The sequence below is a fragment of the Psychrobacter sp. 5A.1 genome (assembly GCF_030407455.1).
Classification (GTDB): domain Bacteria; phylum Pseudomonadota; class Gammaproteobacteria; order Pseudomonadales; family Moraxellaceae; genus Psychrobacter.
This window is the reverse complement of the sequence record NZ_JASDDJ010000054.1, coordinates 1-21870: the sequence shown is the minus strand read 5'-3', so window position 1 is coordinate 21870 and position 21870 is coordinate 1. Positions and strand designations below refer to the sequence as shown.

The 21870-nt window shown below is 41.3% G+C and carries 21 protein-coding genes; 9 read left to right on the top strand and 12 right to left on the bottom strand.

What is annotated here, in order from left to right; translation table 11 throughout:
• Positions 1-451: 451 nt before the first annotated feature.
• The 3 genes from ssb to QL982_RS11290 form a co-directional block, all read right to left on the bottom strand.
• Positions 452-1090, bottom strand: coding sequence for a single-stranded DNA-binding protein (gene ssb / locus QL982_RS11300; protein ID WP_290166082.1), 639 nt, complete (start codon positions 1088-1090; stop codon positions 452-454).
• A 123-nt stretch (positions 1091-1213) separates the two neighbouring features.
• A complete protein-coding gene (locus QL982_RS11295) occupies positions 1214-2578 on the bottom strand; it encodes an MFS transporter (protein WP_290190329.1) in 1365 nt (454 codons plus the stop codon).
• A gap of 77 nt (positions 2579-2655) precedes the next feature.
• Entirely contained in the window at positions 2656-2874 is a 219-nt protein-coding gene (locus QL982_RS11290; protein ID WP_290165657.1) for a hypothetical protein, read from the bottom strand.
• 282 nt (positions 2875-3156) lie between these two features.
• Between QL982_RS11290 and uvrA the strand changes: the two genes are divergently transcribed.
• From uvrA to QL982_RS11275, 3 genes are all read left to right on the top strand, one after another.
• Positions 3157-6063 (top strand): excinuclease ABC subunit UvrA, encoded by a 2907-nt coding sequence (gene uvrA, locus QL982_RS11285; protein WP_290165655.1) that lies wholly within the window; start codon positions 3157-3159, stop codon positions 6061-6063.
• Positions 6064-6329: 266 nt separating this feature from the next.
• Positions 6330-6647 (top strand): hypothetical protein, encoded by a 318-nt coding sequence (locus tag QL982_RS11280; RefSeq protein WP_290165653.1) that lies wholly within the window; start codon positions 6330-6332, stop codon positions 6645-6647.
• 119 nt (positions 6648-6766) lie between these two features.
• Positions 6767-7129, top strand: a complete 363-nt coding sequence (locus tag QL982_RS11275; RefSeq protein WP_290165651.1) for a hypothetical protein — start codon at positions 6767-6769, stop codon at positions 7127-7129.
• A gap of 196 nt (positions 7130-7325) precedes the next feature.
• On the opposite strand, the gene QL982_RS11270 is transcribed toward QL982_RS11275, so the two are convergent.
• Positions 7326-7973: a hypothetical protein gene (locus tag QL982_RS11270; RefSeq protein ID WP_290190328.1), complete on the bottom strand. Its 648-nt coding sequence runs from the start codon at positions 7971-7973 to the stop codon at positions 7326-7328.
• 113 nt (positions 7974-8086) lie between these two features.
• Between QL982_RS11270 and QL982_RS11265 the strand changes: the two genes are divergently transcribed.
• Both QL982_RS11265 and QL982_RS11260 read left to right on the top strand, forming a co-directional pair.
• Positions 8087-8581, top strand: coding sequence for a hypothetical protein (locus tag QL982_RS11265; protein ID WP_290190327.1), 495 nt, complete (start codon positions 8087-8089; stop codon positions 8579-8581).
• A 23-nt stretch (positions 8582-8604) separates the two neighbouring features.
• A complete protein-coding gene (locus QL982_RS11260; protein WP_201591669.1) occupies positions 8605-9117 on the top strand; it encodes a hypothetical protein in 513 nt (170 codons plus the stop codon).
• Positions 9118-9336: 219 nt separating this feature from the next.
• On the opposite strand, the gene QL982_RS11255 is transcribed toward QL982_RS11260, so the two are convergent.
• A complete protein-coding gene (locus tag QL982_RS11255) occupies positions 9337-10128 on the bottom strand; it encodes a M48 family metallopeptidase (RefSeq protein WP_290165280.1) in 792 nt (263 codons plus the stop codon).
• Positions 10129-10478: 350 nt separating this feature from the next.
• On the opposite strand from QL982_RS11255, the gene QL982_RS11250 reads away from it, so the two are divergent.
• The 3 genes from QL982_RS11250 to gorA all read left to right on the top strand — a co-directional run bounded on the left by QL982_RS11250 (position 10479) and on the right by gorA (position 13268).
• The gene (locus QL982_RS11250; RefSeq protein ID WP_290165278.1) at positions 10479-11267 is read left to right on the top strand and encodes a threonine/serine exporter family protein; all 789 of its coding nucleotides are present in this window, start codon (positions 10479-10481) and stop codon (positions 11265-11267) included.
• Between the two features lies 1 nt (position 11268).
• Positions 11269-11721 (top strand): threonine/serine exporter family protein, encoded by a 453-nt coding sequence (locus QL982_RS11245; RefSeq protein WP_290165277.1) that lies wholly within the window; start codon positions 11269-11271, stop codon positions 11719-11721.
• A gap of 182 nt (positions 11722-11903) precedes the next feature.
• The gene (gene gorA, locus QL982_RS11240; RefSeq protein ID WP_197101655.1) at positions 11904-13268 is read left to right on the top strand and encodes a glutathione-disulfide reductase; all 1365 of its coding nucleotides are present in this window, start codon (positions 11904-11906) and stop codon (positions 13266-13268) included.
• 87 nt (positions 13269-13355) lie between these two features.
• Here the strand turns inward: gorA and QL982_RS11235 are convergent, their stop codons facing one another.
• The 5 genes from QL982_RS11235 to QL982_RS11215 form a co-directional block, all read right to left on the bottom strand.
• The gene (locus QL982_RS11235) at positions 13356-15275 is read right to left on the bottom strand and encodes an AMP-binding protein (protein WP_290165273.1); all 1920 of its coding nucleotides are present in this window, start codon (positions 15273-15275) and stop codon (positions 13356-13358) included.
• A gap of 224 nt (positions 15276-15499) precedes the next feature.
• Positions 15500-16426: an SDR family NAD(P)-dependent oxidoreductase gene (locus QL982_RS11230; protein WP_290165270.1), complete on the bottom strand. Its 927-nt coding sequence runs from the start codon at positions 16424-16426 to the stop codon at positions 15500-15502.
• Positions 16427-16479: 53 nt separating this feature from the next.
• Entirely contained in the window at positions 16480-17541 is a 1062-nt protein-coding gene (locus QL982_RS11225; RefSeq protein ID WP_290165268.1) for a hypothetical protein, read from the bottom strand.
• Between the two features lie 362 nt (positions 17542-17903).
• Positions 17904-18305 carry a DUF4870 domain-containing protein gene (locus QL982_RS11220; RefSeq protein WP_290166105.1) on the bottom strand — a complete coding sequence of 134 codons (402 nt, stop codon included), beginning with the start codon at positions 18303-18305 and terminating at the stop codon, positions 17904-17906.
• Between the two features lie 64 nt (positions 18306-18369).
• A complete protein-coding gene (locus QL982_RS11215; RefSeq protein WP_290166102.1) occupies positions 18370-18738 on the bottom strand; it encodes a hypothetical protein in 369 nt (122 codons plus the stop codon).
• 271 nt (positions 18739-19009) lie between these two features.
• Here QL982_RS11215 and QL982_RS11210 point away from each other — a divergent pair, with 271 nt between their 5' ends.
• Positions 19010-19171 (top strand): hypothetical protein, encoded by a 162-nt coding sequence (locus QL982_RS11210; protein ID WP_290166100.1) that lies wholly within the window; start codon positions 19010-19012, stop codon positions 19169-19171.
• A 195-nt stretch (positions 19172-19366) separates the two neighbouring features.
• Here QL982_RS11210 and QL982_RS11205 read toward each other — a convergent pair whose 3' ends face one another.
• Together QL982_RS11205 and QL982_RS11200 are read right to left on the bottom strand one after the other, a co-directional pair.
• Positions 19367-19948, bottom strand: a complete 582-nt coding sequence (locus QL982_RS11205; RefSeq protein WP_290162546.1) for a GNAT family N-acetyltransferase — start codon at positions 19946-19948, stop codon at positions 19367-19369.
• Positions 19949-20040: 92 nt separating this feature from the next.
• On the bottom strand, positions 20041-21696 hold the full coding sequence (locus tag QL982_RS11200) for an FAD-dependent oxidoreductase (protein WP_290162548.1): 1656 nt from the start codon (positions 21694-21696) through the stop codon (positions 20041-20043).
• Positions 21697-21870: the final 174 nt, after the last annotated feature.

The following is a 21870-nucleotide window of genomic DNA, read 5'->3' as shown; positions in this document are numbered from 1 at the left end:
CATACAATCCTAGGGCGTGTCCTCATTTTGAAAATGGTGATAGAAATGAGAACACGCCCTAATATTCTACTAATATAAATTTTCCTCACTGGCGATTCGCACGCCTGATAGAGGTTTCGAAAAATGTTCCCCAGTAAAACCGTACTCTTTTTAAAATAGATTGACGACACCCCAAATCATATCATTGACATTGTGTGGCAAGGTGTAGACATTCTTAGCCCATGTAGATGGCTATCGATTGAATTGAGAACGTACCCTACTTATGATTAGAGCCTGTTTGATATTCGACCATGGCACTGACAGGGACTATTTGTGAATAACAAACACGCCCTAATGGCAAGCATTAAAAAACCCTGCAATTGCAGGGCTTTTGGATATAAAAATAGCTCAATGATATTATTATCAATGAGCTACAGTATTATAAATACAACATCTTGTCATTGTATAAGATTTAGAACGGAATATCGTCATCTACAGGGCCATCTGGCATGGCTGTCGGCTTCGACTGTGCAGGACTTTGCGCTGGTTGGTTGAACTGGTTTTGCTGAGCTGGTGCACCTTGGTTGCTGAAATTATTTTGGCCACCACCTGCTTGATTATAGCCACCTTGTTGGGCTGGCTGGTTGTTTGCTTGCTGACCAAAATTGTTTTGGTTGCTTTGACCACCTTGATTGCTATAGCCACCGCTTTGACCTTGGTTCTGACCACCTTGGTTATTATTACTGAAGCCGCCGCCATTGTCTTGACCACCACCAGTCGCACCATCGAGCATTTGCATTTGCTCAGCACGAATCTCGGTAATATAGCGGTCTTGACCGTTGGGATCTTGATATTTACGTGTGCGTAAGCTGCCTTCGATATAGACTTTGCTGCCTTTACGCAAATACTGCGCAGCAATTTCACCCAAACGATTAAATAGTGAGATACGATGCCATTCAGTCGCTTCTCTTTTTTCACCGCTTTGTTTGTCTGTCCACTGCTCCGATGTCGCAACCGAGATATTGGTCACGCTACCGCCGTTATTAAACTGACGTGCCTCAGGGTCTGCTCCAAGGTTACCGATAATGATAACTTTATTAACTCCACGCATGGTACCGTCCTTTTGCTTATGAATAATTCAATGAATCGTGTTAATCATGATTTAATGGAGCCTGTTTGGTCCACTGCACATTAATACTATCAGTTATATGATTTTACTTTAACCAATTTTTTTTTAAATATCTAGGGGGCTTTGTGCCAGATGCGACAATACTTGTCGCGCATCATCTGTCAACTGGGTTTTATCCAATTTAAGATAGGCCACTTGCTCTTTTGCCATCACGACCAGCTCATCAACACCATCTACTGCTAGCATCTGGCGTGACCAGTCTTGCATATTGACATTTTTGGGAATACTAACGGTCGTGCTTGATAGGTATGGTGGCTGCGCAATCGGTATAATAAGCAGCAAAGCGACGCCCATAATGATCGCCAATATACCCCATGCCAAGAGGCTAGGCTGACTCAATAATAGCCCACCCATTGCCCCACCCACAAACGCACCAAAAAACTGGCTAGATGAACTTATTCCCATGGCCGTCGCTTTATTGGCCACTGGCGCGCGCTTAGAAATCCACGAAGGAATGGTCGCCTCAATGAGATTAAAGCCCATAAAATACAGTAATAAGCCTAAAATAATACCAATACCAGCCTGACTGCCAAGTGCGAGTATGGCTAAGGCTGCGGTTATTAATGCCAATGCACCCAAAAATACTTGGCGCATTTTGCGTTTCTTTTCGGCGATGATAATAAAAGGTATCGCTACCGCAAAACCAATAAACAATAACGGCAAATAAACCAAACCTTGCTGGCGTACCGATAATCCCATTACCTCATTGAGCTGATGCGGCAAAATGACAAATATCGAAGTCATGGTCAGATGTAGCGCAAAGATACCAATATGTAAGCGATTTAAATCACCAATTTTGAGTACTGTCGCTAATTGCTGACCAATGGTCTTATTATCGAGATTGTGTTTGAGTACGCGCAGAGGCGTTGGTACAAACACCAGTAACAGCATCGCTAAAATAGCGAACCCTGATGTCAACCAAAACAGACCAGAAATGCCAAGCGAACCAACCAACAACGGGCCAAAGGCAAAGGCGAGCATAATGGAGGTCGCAATGGTCAAACCCATCGTAGCCATCGCTTTGGTACGCATCTCCTCACGAGTCACATCAGCTAGTAATGCCATCAACACAGCAGAGACTGCACCACTACCCGCCAGCGCCCGACCGATAATGACCTCATAAATATCTGTGGCATTGGCCGCGATGATACCGCCGATAGCAAATAAGATTAACCCTAAAAATATAATAGGTTTGCGCGGGAATTTGTCAGCAGCAAGGCTCATCGGTATCTGAAAAATAGCCTGCCCAAGCCCATAAATACCAACTGCCAAACCAATCAAAAATGGCGTCGCATGCGCATAATGGTTACCGTATACAGAAAATACCGGGACAATCATAAACAAACCAACCATCCGTAAGGCAAAGATACCACCGACCCCGAGGATTGCCCGTTTTTCTACGCTATTCATACTCGCCTCACTGGTTGATCATTAGCTAGTTTATCACTGCTGCTTTTATCGAGTCATCAGCCTATAAATCAAGCCCACTAGTATAAGACATTCGTCATTTGGTTGCCGATACTTTTACTTTTTACGCCCAGACTTAACGGTAAATGTGATGCCATAATTTTGTTATTAAGTGCATCTAATAGCAACCGTACCTTGAATAATGCCACTATCATGACAATAAAGTAAGACGGCGCAAACATTACCAGAGCAACACTTTTAGCTTGTACAGAATTGACCATATAACGAATACCTTTCATAAAATGACATTGTTTGGCAAAATCTATAACAAACCTTACCTGTTACTCACTGCTGATTTGATTTAGATTTACTTATCAAAACAAAAACTTAAAATAAGAAACTAAAACCAGAGCACATTAGCAATTATTTATATCGCTCTATAAAACTATCAATGCCTTTATAGAGCGATATGAATGACAGCACTATCCACAATTTTAATAAACCACTTCGACTTCATTTACGCTTTCAACGTTTAGACATTTTTTTAAATACCATTTTAGCAAATAGGAAACCTATCACCGATGGCACATGACCATATCGCAATACGCGGCGCACGTACGCACAATTTAAAAAACATTGATTTAGACATACCACGAGATAAATTCGTGGTCATCACCGGTTTATCAGGTTCTGGTAAATCATCATTGGCATTCGATACGTTATATGCCGAAGGGCAACGCCGTTATGTCGAGAGCTTATCAGCCTACGCACGTCAGTTCCTATCACAGATGGAAAAGCCTGACGTCGATAGTATCGAGGGTCTATCCCCTGCGATTGCTATCGAGCAAAAATCGACCAACCATAACCCTCGCTCTACGGTCGGTACGATTACCGAGATTTATGATTATTTACGTCTGCTGTATGCGCGTATTGGTACGCCGTTTTGCCCTGAGCATGGCGAGCCAATGGTTGCACAGTCGGTCACCGAAATGGTCGATCAAGTCATGGCGCTACCCGATGACACCAAGATTATGATTTTGGCACCCGTCATTCGTGAGCGTAAAGGTGAGCATACGGTCTTACTAGAGCAGCTCATTGGCCAAGGCTTTGTCCGTGTGCGTGTCGACGGTGATGTCTACGATACCGATGAGCTACCAACACTCGATAAAAAGAAAAAACACACCATCGAAGTCGTGGTGGATCGTTTTAAAGTCCGTGATGACTTGGGCAACCGCGTCGCAGAAAGTTTAGAGACTGCCCTACGCTTAGGACAAGGTCTGGTCACGCTGCATTTTATGGATGGTAATCCGAAAGAAGGCGGCGATGACAATCAAGTCATGTCAGCCAAGCATTCTTGCCCTGTCTGTGATCGTGCTGTCTCTGAGCTTGAGCCACGCATGTTCAGTTTTAACAATCCGTATGGTGCTTGCCCAAGCTGTGATGGTCTCGGTAAACGTCAGTACTTCTCTGCTGAGAAACTGATTACCCATCATGAAAAATCGCTCAATCAAGGTGCCATCAATGGCTGGGATAAGCGTCATGCTTATTACTTCGGTCTACTATCGACTGTGTGCAATCATTTTAAAATTGACATGGATGCGCCGTGGCAAGATCTACCAAAAGAGCAGCAAGACCTCATTATGAACGGCTCTGGTAAAGAGAAGCTAACCTTTAACTTTACCGATGAGCGCGGTCGTAAGACCAATAAGACCGTACCATTTGAAGGCGTACTTCCTTATCTAGAACGTCGTTATGCTAAGACGCAAAGCAATCTCGTCCGTGACGAGCTGGCCAAATACTTAGCTGATACTACTTGTAATGTCTGTGATGGTGCGCGTCTGAATGAAATCTCACGCAATGTCCGTGTTGATGATCAGACCATCGCTCAAATCGTCAAACTCTCTATCGGTGATGCCGCAGAGTATTATAAAACGCTAAAGATTGGCGGTCATAAAGGTGAAGTCGCCGAAAAAATCTTTAAAGAAATTAATGAGCGTCTAAACTTCCTTGTGAGTGTTGGTTTAGATTATCTAACCCTCGCCCGCTCTGCCGAAACATTATCGGGCGGTGAAGCGCAGCGTATTCGTCTGGCTAGCCAAATCGGTGCTGGTTTGATGGGCGTGATGTACGTACTTGATGAGCCATCGATCGGTCTGCATCAGCGTGACAACGATCGTCTGCTAAAAACCCTAACGCGCTTGCGTGACTTGGGCAATACGGTACTAGTCGTTGAGCATGATGAAGATGCGATTCGCCAAGCGGATCACGTCATCGATATCGGTATCGGCGCAGGTGTACATGGCGGTCATGTCATTGCTCAAGGTACGGTCGATGACATCATGGCAAATAAGGATTCGCTGACTGGACAATACATGTCTGGTAAAAAGAGAATCGAGATTCCAGCCATTCGTCATCAGCCAAAAATGATAGATGTGGAAGTCAAAGGAAAAGCCAAACCGAAAAAAGTACCGATGACGATTGAGCTAAAAGGCGCGTCAGGCAACAACCTACATGATGTAGATTTGACCATTCCCATTGGTATTATGACTTGCGTGACTGGGGTATCGGGTTCGGGCAAATCAACCTTGATCAACCGTACCCTAATGCCATTAGCCGCAACGCAGTTAAACAATGCCTCAACGCTGATTGCCGACAAGTTTGAAAGCATTAGCGGTCTTGAGCATTTGGACAAAATGGTCGATATTGACCAAAGCCCAATTGGTCGTACACCGCGCTCAAACCCAGCGACTTATACAGGCGTGTTTACCCCAGTACGTGAGATGTTTGCACAAACGCAAGAAGCGCGTGCTCGTGGTTATAAAGCCGGTCGCTTTAGCTTCAACGTCAAAGGCGGACGCTGTGAGATGTGTCAAGGTGATGGCCTCATCAAAGTTGAGATGCATTTCTTACCGGATATGTATGTGCCGTGTGATACCTGTGAAGGCAAGCGCTACAACCGCGAGACGTTAGAGATTCACTATAAAGGCAAAACCATCGCCGACGTGCTCGATATGACGGTTGAAGATGCGACTGAATTCTTCTCAGCGATACCAGCGATTTATCGTCGTTTGCAAGCCTTGATGGATGTTGGTCTGAGCTATATCCGTCTTGGTCAGTCTGCGCCGACGTTATCAGGTGGTGAAGCACAGCGAGTCAAGCTAGCACGTGAGCTTGCCAAACGTGATACAGGACAGACGCTCTACATTTTGGATGAGCCAACCACTGGTTTGCATTTCCATGATATCGATAAGCTGCTCAACATCTTGCATGCCCTACGTGATAAAGGTAATACCATCGTGGTCATCGAGCATAACTTGGATGTCATTAAGACTGCGGATTGGGTGATTGATCTTGGCCCCGAAGGCGGCAAAGGTGGCGGTATGATCATCGCTGAAGGTACGCCTGAGGAAGTGGCTGAAGTCAAAGAATCCTATACGGGTATATTCTTAAAGCCGATGCTTGAACAAGGCATGAAAGAAGTGAGCTGATACAAACTGGTTAATCGTTGATAAAAGGCTACTCTTTATGGGGTGGCCTTTTTGTTGGGTGATTCAAACTATAAAAGTAGCCAATGGACGCGAAACGTTTGGTATTAAGGCTTATTCTACAAATTTAATACCGTTCATAGGTGGACTCTTGAGCGGTTTTTTTCTGAAAGGAAGTTTTAGTATTTATCACAATTATTCATTGATATATGATTGAGACACTTTAATACGCTTCGTCAGTCTTTATCAACAAATCAATAGGAATAACTATGTGTCAGTCAAAAATTTCAAAATCATATAAAACAACTCAGAACTTTATCATAAAAGTTATTTTACCAATAGCTAAGTGTCCTAAAGTCAAGAATCGCTATATTAACGATGAAGGTAAAGCAGAGGTTTATATAACTAGCAAGACAACACAGAAAGATGCTTTAGAAGGATACAATATATATGCGTTATCAGGCGTCAAAGGCTTGATAGTAAACAATAGAAACTATGATCGTATAAAATTTGAAATGGAAAGCTATTTGAATAATCGATTTGGTGACGATTGGGAAGTTAGGTTAGATCCGATTAGTACTAAATAAAAACACTTAGTCTCAGTATCGCTCTACTATCGCCAAAATTAATAAGACAAGTCATAGATAGAAACATTCATTGTTAGGTGTCGCATAATTTACTCAACATACAAAATATAGAGGTTAGAATGGGTCCTGATATAAGTGATGGCATCATTACTAATATAGATAGTATCTTATACAAAGCCTATATTCGGGATGCCTATGAAGATACCGTTTTTTACTACGATTTATGTAAATATACAGGCAAGGACGTATTACTAGTAGGTACTCAAGTCACATACTATAAACTTTATTATAAAACCCCAGTTGCCGTTGGCTTACTTACTAAAAAAGAAATATGTAATTCTGAACTGTTCAAGAGTTATGATAAAAAAAGACATTATTCAAGTCATCACGAACAGGGATTTGAGATGTCCACGTGTAAGACTTTACTTCTTGGTACATGTCTTTCATTAGGTATTATTGCAGGACTACTCGGATTATTTTGATTTCGATAGGTAAGCTGATGCTGATGCTGATGCTGATGCTGATGCTGAAAATTAGAGGCCTGTATGACTGCAAAAGGATATAAAAAACCTGAAGGACATGGTCAAGGCCGTCCGCACTAATCAGTAATTTTTAGATGATTGATGATAAAAGGCCACTCTTTAGGGAGTGGCTTTTTTTGTTTGACTATAGTAATACTTACTTCCAGACTTGCCACCATTTTTTGCCTATAAAATCATTATTCTTATATTTAAAAAAACCTGAATCAATTATATGTTCATCTAATGTATGAACATCAAATCCAATTTTATCATTCATCAATTCGTGCAAAATTAGTTGCGGTAGTGATTCTTCAGTATAAAACTCAGTCTCGCTATCAGGATGAAAATAGACCTTTTCATGTTCATAATCTTCATCATTCATAAACTTTGTAGGCAAACTTCTCCATTTGGACTCAATCTCATATAGCTCGCCTTCATCGACAGTAATTTCATAGGTAATGCTGCGAAATTTTCTGACAATCTTCTTATCGAGTATAACTGCATAACTGTAAGTACCTCCACTATCATACTCTTCGAAAACAAAAACAAATTTAGGAACAAAAGTCTTCTGAATCATATCCATATTATATGAGCTATTATTCTGTAGAATTTCATCAACAAATTTGGAGTTAGATACTATCAAATATTTATCAGTCTTAGCGATGAAAAAGCAATCCTCGTCTCTACAATCACAATGCTTTTCAATAGGTATAAACTCTTTATTGAATAAATTAGTCAAGACCGACATAAAATCTAAGTCTTTCGTATCTGTTTGGATTACAACGCCGCAGAAGGATGTACCCATAACTTATTCTCCATTTTTACAATAATTATGCCTCACATACCGTAGCATATCTCATGAAACCTCTTAAAATGTCACAATTCCATTCAAATCATTAATAATAAGTCCATAATCATATGAATTTTAATACACATTTAGAAAAGACCAAATTTGCTATTATTAGTGCTCTCAGTAGTGACAAATCAATATTGATTGGTGAGTTTATTACTATTCTAAAAAACTCGGCTTCTTTAGTAAAAATAGATAATTTTAGTTTTTGGATTAATGAATTGCAAAACATCGACCATTCAGAAATCCCAATGACAAAGCATGCAGTCGTTGACGCTCAAAAATCATGGAGTGAATATAGTTCTAGTAGAACAACCTTTGGAAATATATTGTTAGATACATGTGAAAAATTATTTACCTATTCGCAGGAAGATGACCTCTGTAGCACACAGGGTCAGTTCTACTATTATAAAGATAAGAATACAAATCTAGTTTTCAAGGAAAGTGTGTTTGGCTGTATTGAATATGCTGATAGAGCTATGAAGAAGAGTACTGATACTCAATTTGGTATCGCATTGATTTCAGATTTACATGGAGTCGTTATAGTTAATAATTTATATTAGTGAATCATATTCTGAGCAACCCTATGAAATCTCATCAAGAAATATTAGTACAGTGTTGGTATGACAAAACAGATATAGAGTCAATTATTCAATGGGCTGATACATTCGTTAAAAATAACGACCATATTCCTGAAGAAGTGTTTGAAATTTTTTATGCGCCAAAACATCATGTTGAAGATATTTTTTTCAGACTAACTGTAGCTACGGAACCAGGTTTTTTACCGCAATCATTGAGTGCAGAAATCTTAGCGGCTAAATATCTGATCAACTTAATTAAAAGATATTTAAATGATGAAATTACTCCTCTAGATATCTGTAGAGTAATTAATAATATTGATTGCGGTTTTATGGATGCTCCGAGAGGTTTACCTGATAATGTTGCATACTATCCTTGTTGGCTTGGCGATTTATACAATAGCTGTGATTGGTGTGATGAGACGTGGACAAACGACAGTGCGCCTCACTTAAAACAAGATTTGGAGAATCAATTGCCTCATATTACTGAGTGGATTGAAAGTCAACGCTCACCTAAATGAACTCCCTCTCAACATTTATCAGCCGTACATCTACCGTACGCTCGCCGCTCTCACAAACCGCGACGTTGGGCGTATTACCAAAGCCCCTAAGTTGGGTATAGCATGCGACGTAATTTCAAAATTAAATCATCCATTTCTCGATATTTCATTGCAAAAAAAGCAAGTCTTGCGACTTGCTTTTTTAAATATTATCTAACGAACTACTTACCACTAAATGCTTTATTTAATAGCCGCTTGATAAATTGGCGTCACTTCAGGCAAAAGTGCTTTGATTTTAGCGATACGCTGCCCAGAGTTTGGATGCGTAGATGTCAAAGTAACTAAAGCGCTACTACGACCATTTTCGGCTTCCATTTTTTCCCATACTGACACTGCAGATGCTGGGTTATAGCCTGCCTGCGCCATCAAACGTAAACCACCTGCATCGGCTTGTGACTCTTGACTACGAGAAAACGGCTTATCAATACCTAGATCATTAATCAAACCTAGTGCATCATCACTTAATCCTGTTTTTGACTGTAATTGCGCACCACCTAACTGCATCGCCAAGCCTGTCAGAATTTTTTGACCAGCATCTTTTTTACTGTGCTCAGATAACGCATGGGTCATTTCATGTCCCATAATTGCAGCGATTTCTGCATCTGTTAACTGTAATTTTTCTACAATACCCGTGTAAAAGGCCATTTTGCCACCAGGCATTGCCCAAGCGTTTAATTCAGGGGAACGTATCACAGTGACCTGCCAATCAAAAGGAACGCCTGTTGTATTGGCTTGAACAGCGTAGGGTTTAACACGATTAAAGACTTTTTTGACTCGAATGGCGGTGGCAGAATTATTATCTACGACGCCTTGACTATTGGCTTTAGAGATTACTTGAGAGTAGCTTTTTGCCGCATCGCTATTTAAGGTAGCAGTATCGTACCCTGACATATCAGCTACTGTCGTACAACCTGCTAAAGTAGTAATAGTAGTAAATAATAGAGCATTTTTTATTTTGTGAAAAGTTGTCATTAGACGTCCTAGATGAGAGATACAATTAAAATAGATAGCTAGCTAAAGGTTATGAATTGAGGGCAATGTATAATCGAGAATGTAACTAATATGTAAGTAGTGTGTCTGAATTATTGGAAGATACTATCATTATAGAAAACAAAAGTCTATCAATTAGACAGTCTATTGTTTGTTTATTTGATGAAAATCTCAAGCTCCAGCCCATCTAATTATCATTATACTTACCGCTAAATAACTGCCCCAAGTTATGCTATCGTTAAGTGACTACAAGCTTGCCATATCAATACCCCATCACCACCCAGACCCTTTATAATAGCGTATTAATACCAACCAACCTGCGTATCTAACTCATGACCTCTATCAGCTACGTAAAACAGCAGCGCATTACCCGACTATGCGTGCGCTGCGGCTTACTTCTTATGCAGTATGGCGCTGAGTCTGCCGTGGTGGTGGACTTGTCCAAGCGCTTAGGGCTTGCTTTGGGTATGAACAGCGTAGAATGCTCGCTCAATTTTAATGCCCTTACCTTGACCACTATCTGTGATGAGCGCTGTATCACCACCACCAGAGACACGATCAATCAGAGCATCAATGTCAATTTATTGGTACAAATTCAGCAAATCGTTAATAAAACCGAAGCCACTGTCGATCATAACGAATTGATTGACCGCACTACCCTTGCCTTTGATGAGCTAGATAAGGCGGTTTACCCAACGTGGCTAGTCAGCGTATTTGTTGGCTCTTCTTGTGCAGCGTTTGCTTATCTGAATGGCGGTAGTTGGTCGATTACTGCGGTGACATTCGTTGCTGGTATGGTGGCGATGTTTACCCGTATCTATCTGGCCAAACATCATTTCAATCCTTTTATCACGGTCATTGTGACGGCTTTTATTGCTTCCTTGATTGGCGCAACCACGTATTATTTTGATATTGGGAACAATGCCGATATCGCCGTCGCATCCAGTGTGCTGCTACTGGTGCCAAGCTTCCCGCTCATCAACTCTTTTTCAGATATCCTAAAAGGCTATGTCAATATTGGCGTTGGGCGTGCCGTGTTTACCTATATGTTGACCTTATCCGCGTGCGTTGGCATCGTGATGGCCCTCGTTTTACTTCAAATACAGCACTGGGGGTTTTAAGATGTGGTTTATAGAAACCGTTGTACTGTCTTGCATCATCACCCTTGGTTGGACGCTGATGTTTAGCGTACCCAAACGCTATATTCTGCCGTGCTTGCTCATGACTGCTTTTGGCTTTGGATTAAAGACTGCGCTTGTCCATCAGCAAGTCCACCTTGTAGTAGCCAGCTTTTTTGGGGCGATGCTTGCCAGCTTTTTGGGTGTGTATTTTTCTAAGAAATATACCCTACCGCCTAAAGCCCTCATTTCGCCAAGTGTCATCTGTATGATGCCCGGTATCGCTGCGTATAAGGCCATGGTCAGTATGGTGCAGATTGGCTATTTTGGTTTTTCAGACGAGTTATTTAGTCAAATGATGGTGTACTTGTTTGAGGCTTTGTTTGTGACCTCAGGATTGGTACTGGGTTTGTCTATTCCTGGGCTGTTGTTTTATAGACGTCGTGCTATTGTTTAGGTGGGTCTAGATAAGCTTAGCTATATAAATACTGACCACATGGAAGCAACTCAACACACCTTAACCATAAAAAACTTGTAAGATGGATTATAAGACCCATTACAGTAGAGTCCAAAACAAGAGCATTCAAAACAATAAACCTTAAAACCGTACCAATAACAATTTAATAAAGAGACCTGATTATGACCAAACATTATGACTATATCGCCATTGGCGGCGGCAGCGGCGGCATTGCTTCAATCAACCGTGCAGCAAGCTATGGCAAAAAATGCGCCATTATCGAAGCCAATCAACTGGGTGGTACTTGTGTGAATTTGGGCTGTGTGCCAAAAAAGGTCATGTGGTATGGCGCGCAAGTTGCCGAAGCCATCCATAAATATGCGCCCGATTATGGTTTTGATGTTGAGTTTAAAGGTTTTGACTTCCAAAAACTGGTCCAAAGCCGTCAACAGTACATCGAAAATATTCACCGCTCTTATGATAACAACTTGGCGAAAAATGGCGTAGAAGTGATCAAAGGCTTTGCCAAGTTTGTCGATACCAATACCGTAGAAGTAAACGGCGAACTCATTACCGCTGACCATATTTTGATTGCCACAGGCGGTCACCCGATCCAACCAAACATCAAAGGTGCAGAATACGGCATCGATTCTGACGGCTTTTTTGCGTTAAATCACTTGCCAAAACGCGTGGCGATTGTAGGCGCTGGTTATATCGCTGTCGAAATCGCAGGCGTACTAAACAGTCTGGGCGCAGAGGTGCATTTATATGTACGTAAACATTCGCCACTACGCGCATTTGACCATACTATTGTAGAAACCTTGCTGATAGAGATGGAGCAAGATGGCATTCATCTGCACACCAACACTGCCATCAATGAAGTCAATAAAAATGACGATGATAGCCTGAACTTATCTACCAATAGCGGTGGCGAAGACTGTATTGACACAGTAGATTGCTTGATTTGGGCCATTGGTCGTGCGCCATCAACAGACGGTATCAACCTGCAAGTGACAGGGGTCGCGACGACTGAGACTGGCAAAATAAAAGTCGATGAGTTCCAAAACACCAATATCGACAACATCTATGCAGTCGGTGATATTATTGAAAACAGTGTTGATTTGACTCCAGTGGCGATTGCTGCAGGTCGCCGCTTGTCAGAGCGCCTATTTAACAATAAGCCTAATGAGCATTTAGACTATACGTTGATACCGACCGTTATCTTTACCCACCCTGCGATTGGTACGATTGGCCTGTCTGAAATCGATGCGATTGAACGCTATGGCAAAGACAATATCAAATGCTATAAATCGAGCTTTACCTCTATGTATAGTGCAGTGACTCAGCATCGCCAAAAATGCACTATGAAACTGGTGTGCTTGGGCGATGATGAAAAAGTCATTGGCTTACACGGTATTGGTTTTGGTGTCGATGAGATGATTCAAGGCTTTGCAGTTGCCATCAAAATGGGCGCGACTAAAGCTGACTTTGATAATACGGTTGCGATTCACCCAACTGGCTCAGAAGAGTTTGTGACGATGCGTTAAACTTATTATCTTAGCTAAAAGTAAAAGGCTACTCCGTTGAGAGTAGCCTTTTTAGTTTGGGCTTCATAGCCTAAATAATGAAATGCCTTAGTGTACTGATATTATTGATTTACTATGAAACCACTCTTTGAGTTTCGCATGACTCACCTTCCCCGTCTTAGTCATAGGCAAACTTTCTATTAACCTAATCTGCTGAGGCATCTGATAACGTGCCAGCTTAGGCTTCAACCACTGCATCAGCTGCATAGCGGTGATTGACTCGCTGTTAGTTAAGGACATACTTGAATCTAGCAGACTTGACCTACCTATCATATTTGAAAGCTCAAGTTTGCTAGTACCAATAGCATCAATCAAACTGACAAAAGCGACGAGCCGTTTACCAAATTCATCACTGTCTATCGCAATGACGGCAACTTGTTCAATCTGCGGATGTTGTTTGAGTGCACTTTCAATATCTAGCGGATACACGTTTTCACCACCAGATACAATCATGTCGTCCGCACGACCTTTTAAGAATAGATACCCTTCCACATTGCGATAGACCAAATCACCTGTACTGATGTAGCTGGTCTCACTGAGATTTTTAGCAGTATTGGTCACGGCTTTATTGTCCATTGACCACGCTGTGCTAAGGCTTAAAACCCCAATAGCGTCATCTGGTGACGGTATTTGACTAGCAGTATTTGAAGTTTTCTCAATCGGTAATATCTGTAAGCGCACACCCTTAATCGCTTTACCAATACTATCAGGATAGCGGTGTAAATCAGCTGGAGTCGCCATGACTCCGAAACCTGATTCGGAGGTGCCATAGAGATTGAACAAAGTATCGCCAGTATGAGCCAACGTCTGCTTAGCAAGATTGGCATCGAGTTTGGCACCACCTGAGATTATCCGCTGAACAGAAAGGAAAGTTGGATTATAAACAGCTTCTTTGACCTCTCTACTTTTGAGCTGATCATACTCGCATTGCTTGAGTTTATCGTAATCAAGCAAGCGCTTGAGCATCGTTGGCACTAAAATAAGCGTTTCAATCTGATTATGATAAATCAAGTGACTGGCTTCAGCGCTATTAAATTTATCACTGATAAAGATACGAGCAGAGAGCAGGATGGAGATAATGAGCGCTGACAATCCATAACCATGATAAAAAGGCACGGCAATATAGACAGAGTGATATTTAGCCAGCTCTACTTTATTCAATAATGCCAAAAACGGCATAAGCATCGCAAGCGGTGACGGCTCACGCTTAGCAAATTTAATACGGCCACTGGTACCGCCTGTCAGCATATTTACTTTACCTGATGACTGGCGTACGAGTTTATGGCCGTTTTTTCTATGCTTAGCGAACCCTTGCTGAGTTGCTAGTTTTATGTTTTCAAAGTTTGCAGCAAGGAACTGGTTTAATGTTTCGGTACTAACCACTATTGGCGCTGTCTCTGATTTAGGCGCTGATACCTTTGACACGATGCTGACAAATTCATCATCACAGATAAGCATGTCGTATGCTTGTTGCTCAATAATTTGCTCGATTTGACTATGACTCATATCGGTATTGAGCAGCGTGATATCAGCGCCAGTACGTGCAGCTGAAAATAAAGCCAAGACGCTACTGCTATGATTAGCGCAGAGTAGCGCCACTTTTTCTTTATAGCGTGAGTGGTTGCTAGTCTTAGCATCATTGCTCATCTGTAATTTTTCATTGAGATAAGCCGCTAATGACAGGGCTAATTCATAACTCTGTTGATAGCTGTACTGTTGATTTAGCGTACTTCTATTAGGTGCAACATGGCTAGCAAATTCGAGCAAGACCATCAGGTTTGCGCCATGCTTATAAATAGATTTGATGACACAAAAAATACCTTTTGGTGTCAATAAGCCAATACAGTATAAGTTACGAATACTGATAAATATCCACCCCAGCCATGATGATGTTAACTGGCTACTTTCATCTCGACTCTGCTGCTTATTACTTTGATTTTGATGGCCATGTTGGTAGCTGCTAGACATTGATAAGTCTCTATTCGTTGCTGTTAGACCTTGAAGGGTAATACCTTTTTATTAGGGCGTGCCCTCATTTCAAATGATGGTGATAAAAATGAGATAAATTGCAGTCAAACAAGGAAAATAGCACAAATAATATCGAGATATTAGTCAGCTAGTTAACGCCGTTTGGCAAGATTTAGCCATTTTTAACCCATTTAGATGACTATCGATTGGATTGAGGACACGCCCTAGCGCAACTGGTATCGATAATAACTGCGAACACAAAACTCTAAGGGTCTTTTGAATAGCAACGCTAGAATCTCGACAGGATATAACCACCAAGGCTTAAAACTGGTTTTTTTATGAATAATAAGCCTACTAATGAGTGCGGCTACTTGCTCAGTAGTCATAGTAGGCGCAGATTGATAGATAGCCGTTGGCGCAATCATACGAGTGCGAACCAAAGGCAGATACAATGTACTGGTCGTTATTTTTTGCGCATATAATTCTGGTGATACTGACCGAAACCACTGATCAAAAGCAGACTTAGAGGCTTGATAAGCAGACCATTTAGGCATTGGTGGTAGCAATACATTGAGTGCGGATACGTTGATGATATGCCCTTGATTGATACCAAGTTGAGGTATCAGACCTAAGCATAATTTAACAGGCGCTATATAATTTAGACTGATAGTGCGCTCATAATCGTGACCACGCTCAAGCGAATCCATGACAGAGCGCATGATAGATTGGCCAGCATTATTAATAAAAATGTCTATGCTGAGTGTTTGTAAAAACTGGATGAAGCGTTCGAGTGATTCATCATCTCTTAAATCTATAGGATAGATACTGGCTGATGCATTGGTTTGATGGATGTGAGCTTGTACCTGCTCTAATTTTTCCGTGGTTCTACCGACTAATACTAATTTAACGGGCTGCAGCTGTTCATTCTGTCTGTTATCCGAAGTGGTTAGATTTGCCAATAGATAAGCAAGCTGCTCACCGATGCCATAACTTGCACCTGTAATGAGTATGGTTTTACCAGCTATATCATGAGCCAATCGCTGCTTTTCTTTACAGGATAATATACGACTTGGGAATAGTAGCTTTTCAAGTAATCGAATGCTTAACGGTTGCGTTCGATCTGTATCTGCCTGCGGACTATACTGGTTCATATTGAGTCAATAATGTGTGAGTTATATTGAGTAGGCGCTATTAGCTTTACCAATTATCTAACGCTCACATTGTCAAAATGCCCAAGTTTTTCCAGACTTCCCTGCTCGTTCTGTGGCACTGACTTGAGTAAAACGCTCTTATTAGATTGTCTCACTGTAATGCCTTGCTTATTGATCTGATAAACCACAGGCTTATTGAGAAAGCTAAGTGTTTTTTTAGCCGTGTCATAAACAAATGGCCCATCATAATACAGCTCGATTCTGTCATTTTTATCGGCAAAGGCATAATACATCTGCTCACCTTCCTTGTCATAAGTCTTATTTAAAACCATTTTTTTACCGTTATTTAAATCCAACTTATAAACGAAAGGCAATGTCCCATCGTCGTTTTCGTTATCGTACTCAGGTAACATCTCATAGCTATCTTCTACCATTTTGCCATTAACTCTTGTGCTCTCGGTGATAGAAATTAATTGTTTTGGATTATATTCCTCTACAAGCACATGTACGGCCACTGGCTTATTATCGATCACTTTATACTCTGAATACTGATGCCATCCTGCGCCACTCTTAGTCATCGTATACAAAGTTTGACTGTCTTTATTTACACCAAAAAAACCGCAATAGCCTTGTGCTAAATCAGTAAATCCTTCGCTAAGGACGAATTTGTCATCATTTTTGAGATAAACTTGATAAGAAGGCCCACCATAGCAACCGTTGCGCCCATCTTTTATCGCTAAATCTTTTTGTCCATCAAAATTAAAATCGTCATAGATCAACACACTATGTTCACCATAAGGAATACTAACGATATTGGCACTGACTTTTTCACCCAACTCATGTTCTTCGCTATTACTTAACTCATATTCAATATCGATACTAGCAGGTTGACTGATAAGGGTTTTATGTGTTTTCTCATCTATAATTTTGATGATACTGTTCGCCTCATAACCATACTCGCCTACTTGGTCAATGGTTGCATAATAATCGTCTGAGAAATCTTGGATTTGATAGGTTTGCGCCAAGGCCGAATAGGACAATAGCGGCGAAACTAGCAGCCCCGACAATAAAGCAATCGGTTTGAGTCTCACATTAAGTATAAAAGTTATATTCATATCTATCCTTAGTGCCACCATAAAATAAAGAAGGATACCAACTCACATTAGCACCCTCTTATAAACAATATCTATCAGCATTCTTCAGTGGGTACAGAAGCACAACCAGCAAATAGTATTGATGTAATCGTTAGAAAAGCGATTTTTTTAGCATAATATTTTTTCAAACCTAGGGCGTGTCCTCATTTTAAAAATGGTAATAAAAATGAGATAAATTGCAGTCAAACAAGGAAAATAGCGCAGATAATATCGAGATATTAGTCAGCTATTTGACGCCGTTTGGCAAGATTTAGCCATTTTTAACCCATTTAGATAACTATCGATTGAATTGAGGACACGCCCTAGGTATATTTTAATGGAAACTATTTAATCAATCGAATATTAAATGGCACTTTAAAGTCCTGTCCTGAAGAGCATTTAATCGCGCCCATAATACAGAATACTAAATGCGAGAAAGCATATAAAAATAAGAACATCATAGGTATGAAAGCTAACGGTGACCAGATGAATGCTAGAATAAATCCAAGTACCATAGCCACAATCCATAACCCAATATAAGTTATCACAAAGGTTATTGACCAATTTAAGGCTTCTTTCGCCTGAGATTGTACGTAAGCATCATCTTTTTTTACCAAGAAAATAATCAGGGGCGGAATAAAACCGAAGAATAAACAGCCTAACCAGTTTAGCAATGCTATGTTTGTGGAGTCTTGCTTCCTATTATTGCCATTACCGGCTTGTAAATTCGTGTCATTACTGTTCATTTGAGAGCTTCCATCCGTTGTGATATTAGTTTGATCTTATTGAAAGTAGCAATTAAGCTTAGTCTTAATTGCCCAACACCCATTCATCGTTCACTTGATAAACTTTAAAGCTGGTCTTGTTGGTTCCGCTATTACCACCTATGGTCTGAGTAATATCCGCCGTACACATATAGGTATTTTCGCCCTCAATTGTGTCACAATTTATATTCTCGACGCTTTCAAGCTTGGGCATCATACCTTCCATCATGCCACTCATGGCTTTTGCCATTTCATCGTTGCCCGCATTTGCCATGGCATTATCCATCATGCTATTGGCTTGCTCATATTGCGCTTCAATCAACCCTTCGACCGTGCTTTCAGAAGGTGTATTCGAACATGCAACAAACAATGGCGTTAATATCGAGATTAATATTAATTTCTGAAAACTATTCATATCGGTTTCAATGTATCTATAAAGTTACCTGAACTATACATAATTATAACTTTAAACCCAAATTAATTTCTCGATATTTGCCTATTTTTATTCAAGATTGCTTTTTTGTACTTGAATCGCTTCTATTTGAATGGCTCTGGGAAATTTAAGTGAGGCTACGTTCATACAGACAGCACAATCCCGATGCTGCTATCATGCGCTTAATAATGATTGCTGAGAGATGACTGTGTGGCAGGTGTATTTTTTTATATTACCGATTGGCTTGGGAATTATGACCTTGGTAGCAAGTTTGCTATGCTTATTTGCTTATCTGATGTCGGATGATAATGCCACACGCTTGCCAGCCTTTAACTGGTTTAAGCGTTTAATCATCGTGGCATTTTTATTGTTGAGCGTGGGGCTATTTATGACTTTTGGACATTTTTGGGGTTAACGTGATACTGATATAGCTAGGGCGTGTCCTCAATTCAATCGATAGTTATCTAAATGGGTTAAAAATGGCTAAATCTTGCCAAACGGCGTCAAATAGCTGACTAATATCTCGATATTATCTGCGCTATTTTCCTTGTTTGACTGCAATTTATCTCATTTTTATCACCATTTTTAAAATGAGGACACGCCCTAGCCTTTATGCATTGACTATTTTCTCTAGTTCTAATAATTCTAAGTCTTCACGCTTTGGCTCGCCATTATTGCCATCATTGGGAAATGGCATTTTATTACCATTTAACTGATAGCCACGGCGCTCATAATAAGCCAATAGCTCAGGACGATGGCTTAAAATAGACATGGTCAAACGGCTCGGCTGATTCAGTGACTGCAAGTGGCGATCGGCAAAGGTCTCTGCTGCTTGTAGTATCACATTACCGACTCCCTGCCCTTGTAGCACAGGATGTACCGCAAACATACCGATATAGGCTTTCTTATTTGAGTCAGCATTGGTTTTGATATCGACAGCGATACAGCCAAGTATCTCACCCGTTTCTTCTCCATCACGGTCACCCGTTATCGTTTTTGGATAAACGAAGTAATAGTGATTAGGATCGTTGATAACGGCAGCAAGCTCAGCTGAAGTGGTTCGAATACCACCAATCAAATCGGCCTCATTGGTCCAACCTGCTGTCTCGCGATAGCAGCAATTCAATAACTGCTCAAGAGCGTCAATATCATCTGATGTGGCTTCACGCAAAAATACGGAGTCTTTATTCATAAATTATCGTTCCTATCTTCATCTGCATATTATTCAGGTAGTATTGGATAACCAAGCCCACTTTAATAGTAATACTTATTGCCTACTAAATGCTAGGGTGATGACGCTTGTGCTTGCTCAATGATATCAAAACCTGAGTTGATTTGAGCACGAGTTGGGGCTTGACCTATACGTAATAGTTCAGCAAAAGCAATCAACTCTTGGTCGCGCCCTAATGTACTGGCCGCAGTGGCTCGGCTATTCTCATGACTGCCCTCACCTTCGTCATCAAAGTAATATTCGATATAATCGAGCGTGTCTGGGGTGCCAAGTAATATGCTGTTGTTTGGCGTTTGCGCATGGCCACTATAGCGTAGGCTCTTGCCAAATTGCATGGTCCAAAAGAACGGAACACGGGCATCTAACGTCTCTACTGTCTCGTCTTTTAATATCGCAGCGGCTGCCACAAGCCCATGCTGTAATGCCACTCGCCAATGCTCAATACGCATACGTCCCATCTGCCCAGATGCTTTTGCAATATCGCCCAGTGCATAAACTCCATCACGCAATTGCAGCTTACTATCAACCTGTACTCCATCAAGATCGTTGACCTCTTCTAACAGCTCGGTATTGGCAGATACCCCTGTGCCTAAAATCACAATATCAGCATCGATATGCTCGCCACTTGCCAGTATCACACCGCCCACTTGTGAAAAGGTTTGTCTTGCTTCATTGTTGTCAGACTTGTTTTCGACCTTGGTGATTTCATTGACGCTAGCATCAAAGACGAACTGAATCCCTTGATCTTTATGCAATTTGATAAGCGCATTGCTGACGGTTTCTGAGACGATATTACCCATCACCCGATCAGACTGCCCCACCACAGTGATTGAGGCTGTCGTGCCTGCCTGCGCTAAGGCTGAGGCGACCTCCATACCAATAAAACCAGTACCGATAATGACCACGCGCTGGTCATGACTGGCCGCTTTGATTAGCTTGGCATCCTCCATGCTGCGTAAGGTATATACGCCATCCATTTCAGCACCTTTGATAGGGGGAAAATTTGGTTCAGCACCCGTTGCCACGACTAAGAAGTCTGCGCTCTGCCGCTCGCTATTACCGTGGTTATCTTCTATAACAATGGTGGATTCATTGGGCAATACTTTGCTCACCGTTTGATTGAGGCGCAGATCGATGTTGTTATTACTCGCCCAGTCGCTACCGCCCAATAGCAGCTTATCTTCGCTCATTTTTCCTGCCAAAAAAGCTTTGGATAATAACGGGCGGTTATAAGGGGCTTTATCCTCTTTACTAATCAACGTAATCTTGCCGCCATAACCACCCTGACGCAATTGATGTGCCGTCATAAATCCTGCGCCGCCGCCGCCCACGATAATCGTATGCGTGTCAGGCAACTTGTCATGTTCAACACGCTCATTAAGCTGAACAGAGGTATCAATCAATAATTTATCACCATTATCGGTCACTGTATATCGAGTCAAGCCTGCGGTCGCTATCGGCTCCAGTAGCGACCCATCACGGCTATCAAAAGTCGCATGATGCCATGGGCAAACCACACGGTTGCCACAGCGTAACCCAGTGCCCAAATCTGCGCCTGCATGCGGGCATTTACCATCGAATGCATGAAACTCATCATCGTCACGGGTGATTAAAATGATACTATCGTCTTCTTGCTTATACGATTTCATACCACCACTTGGAATGTCGGCTTTACTGATAGTCACTGTGTTAATCGTTGCATTGGTCATAAGTCTTCCTTAACGGTTATAATGATGTCCTAATGACAGCGGGTTGAAAATGACCACGACAAACCAGACAGTTTCAACTTACCCTATTATTTTTAACAACCCCACTCTCAACTTTAAAAGTGATTGAAAAAAGAAGAGCATCTCACTAATCTATTGTTTTCGACCAAGAATACA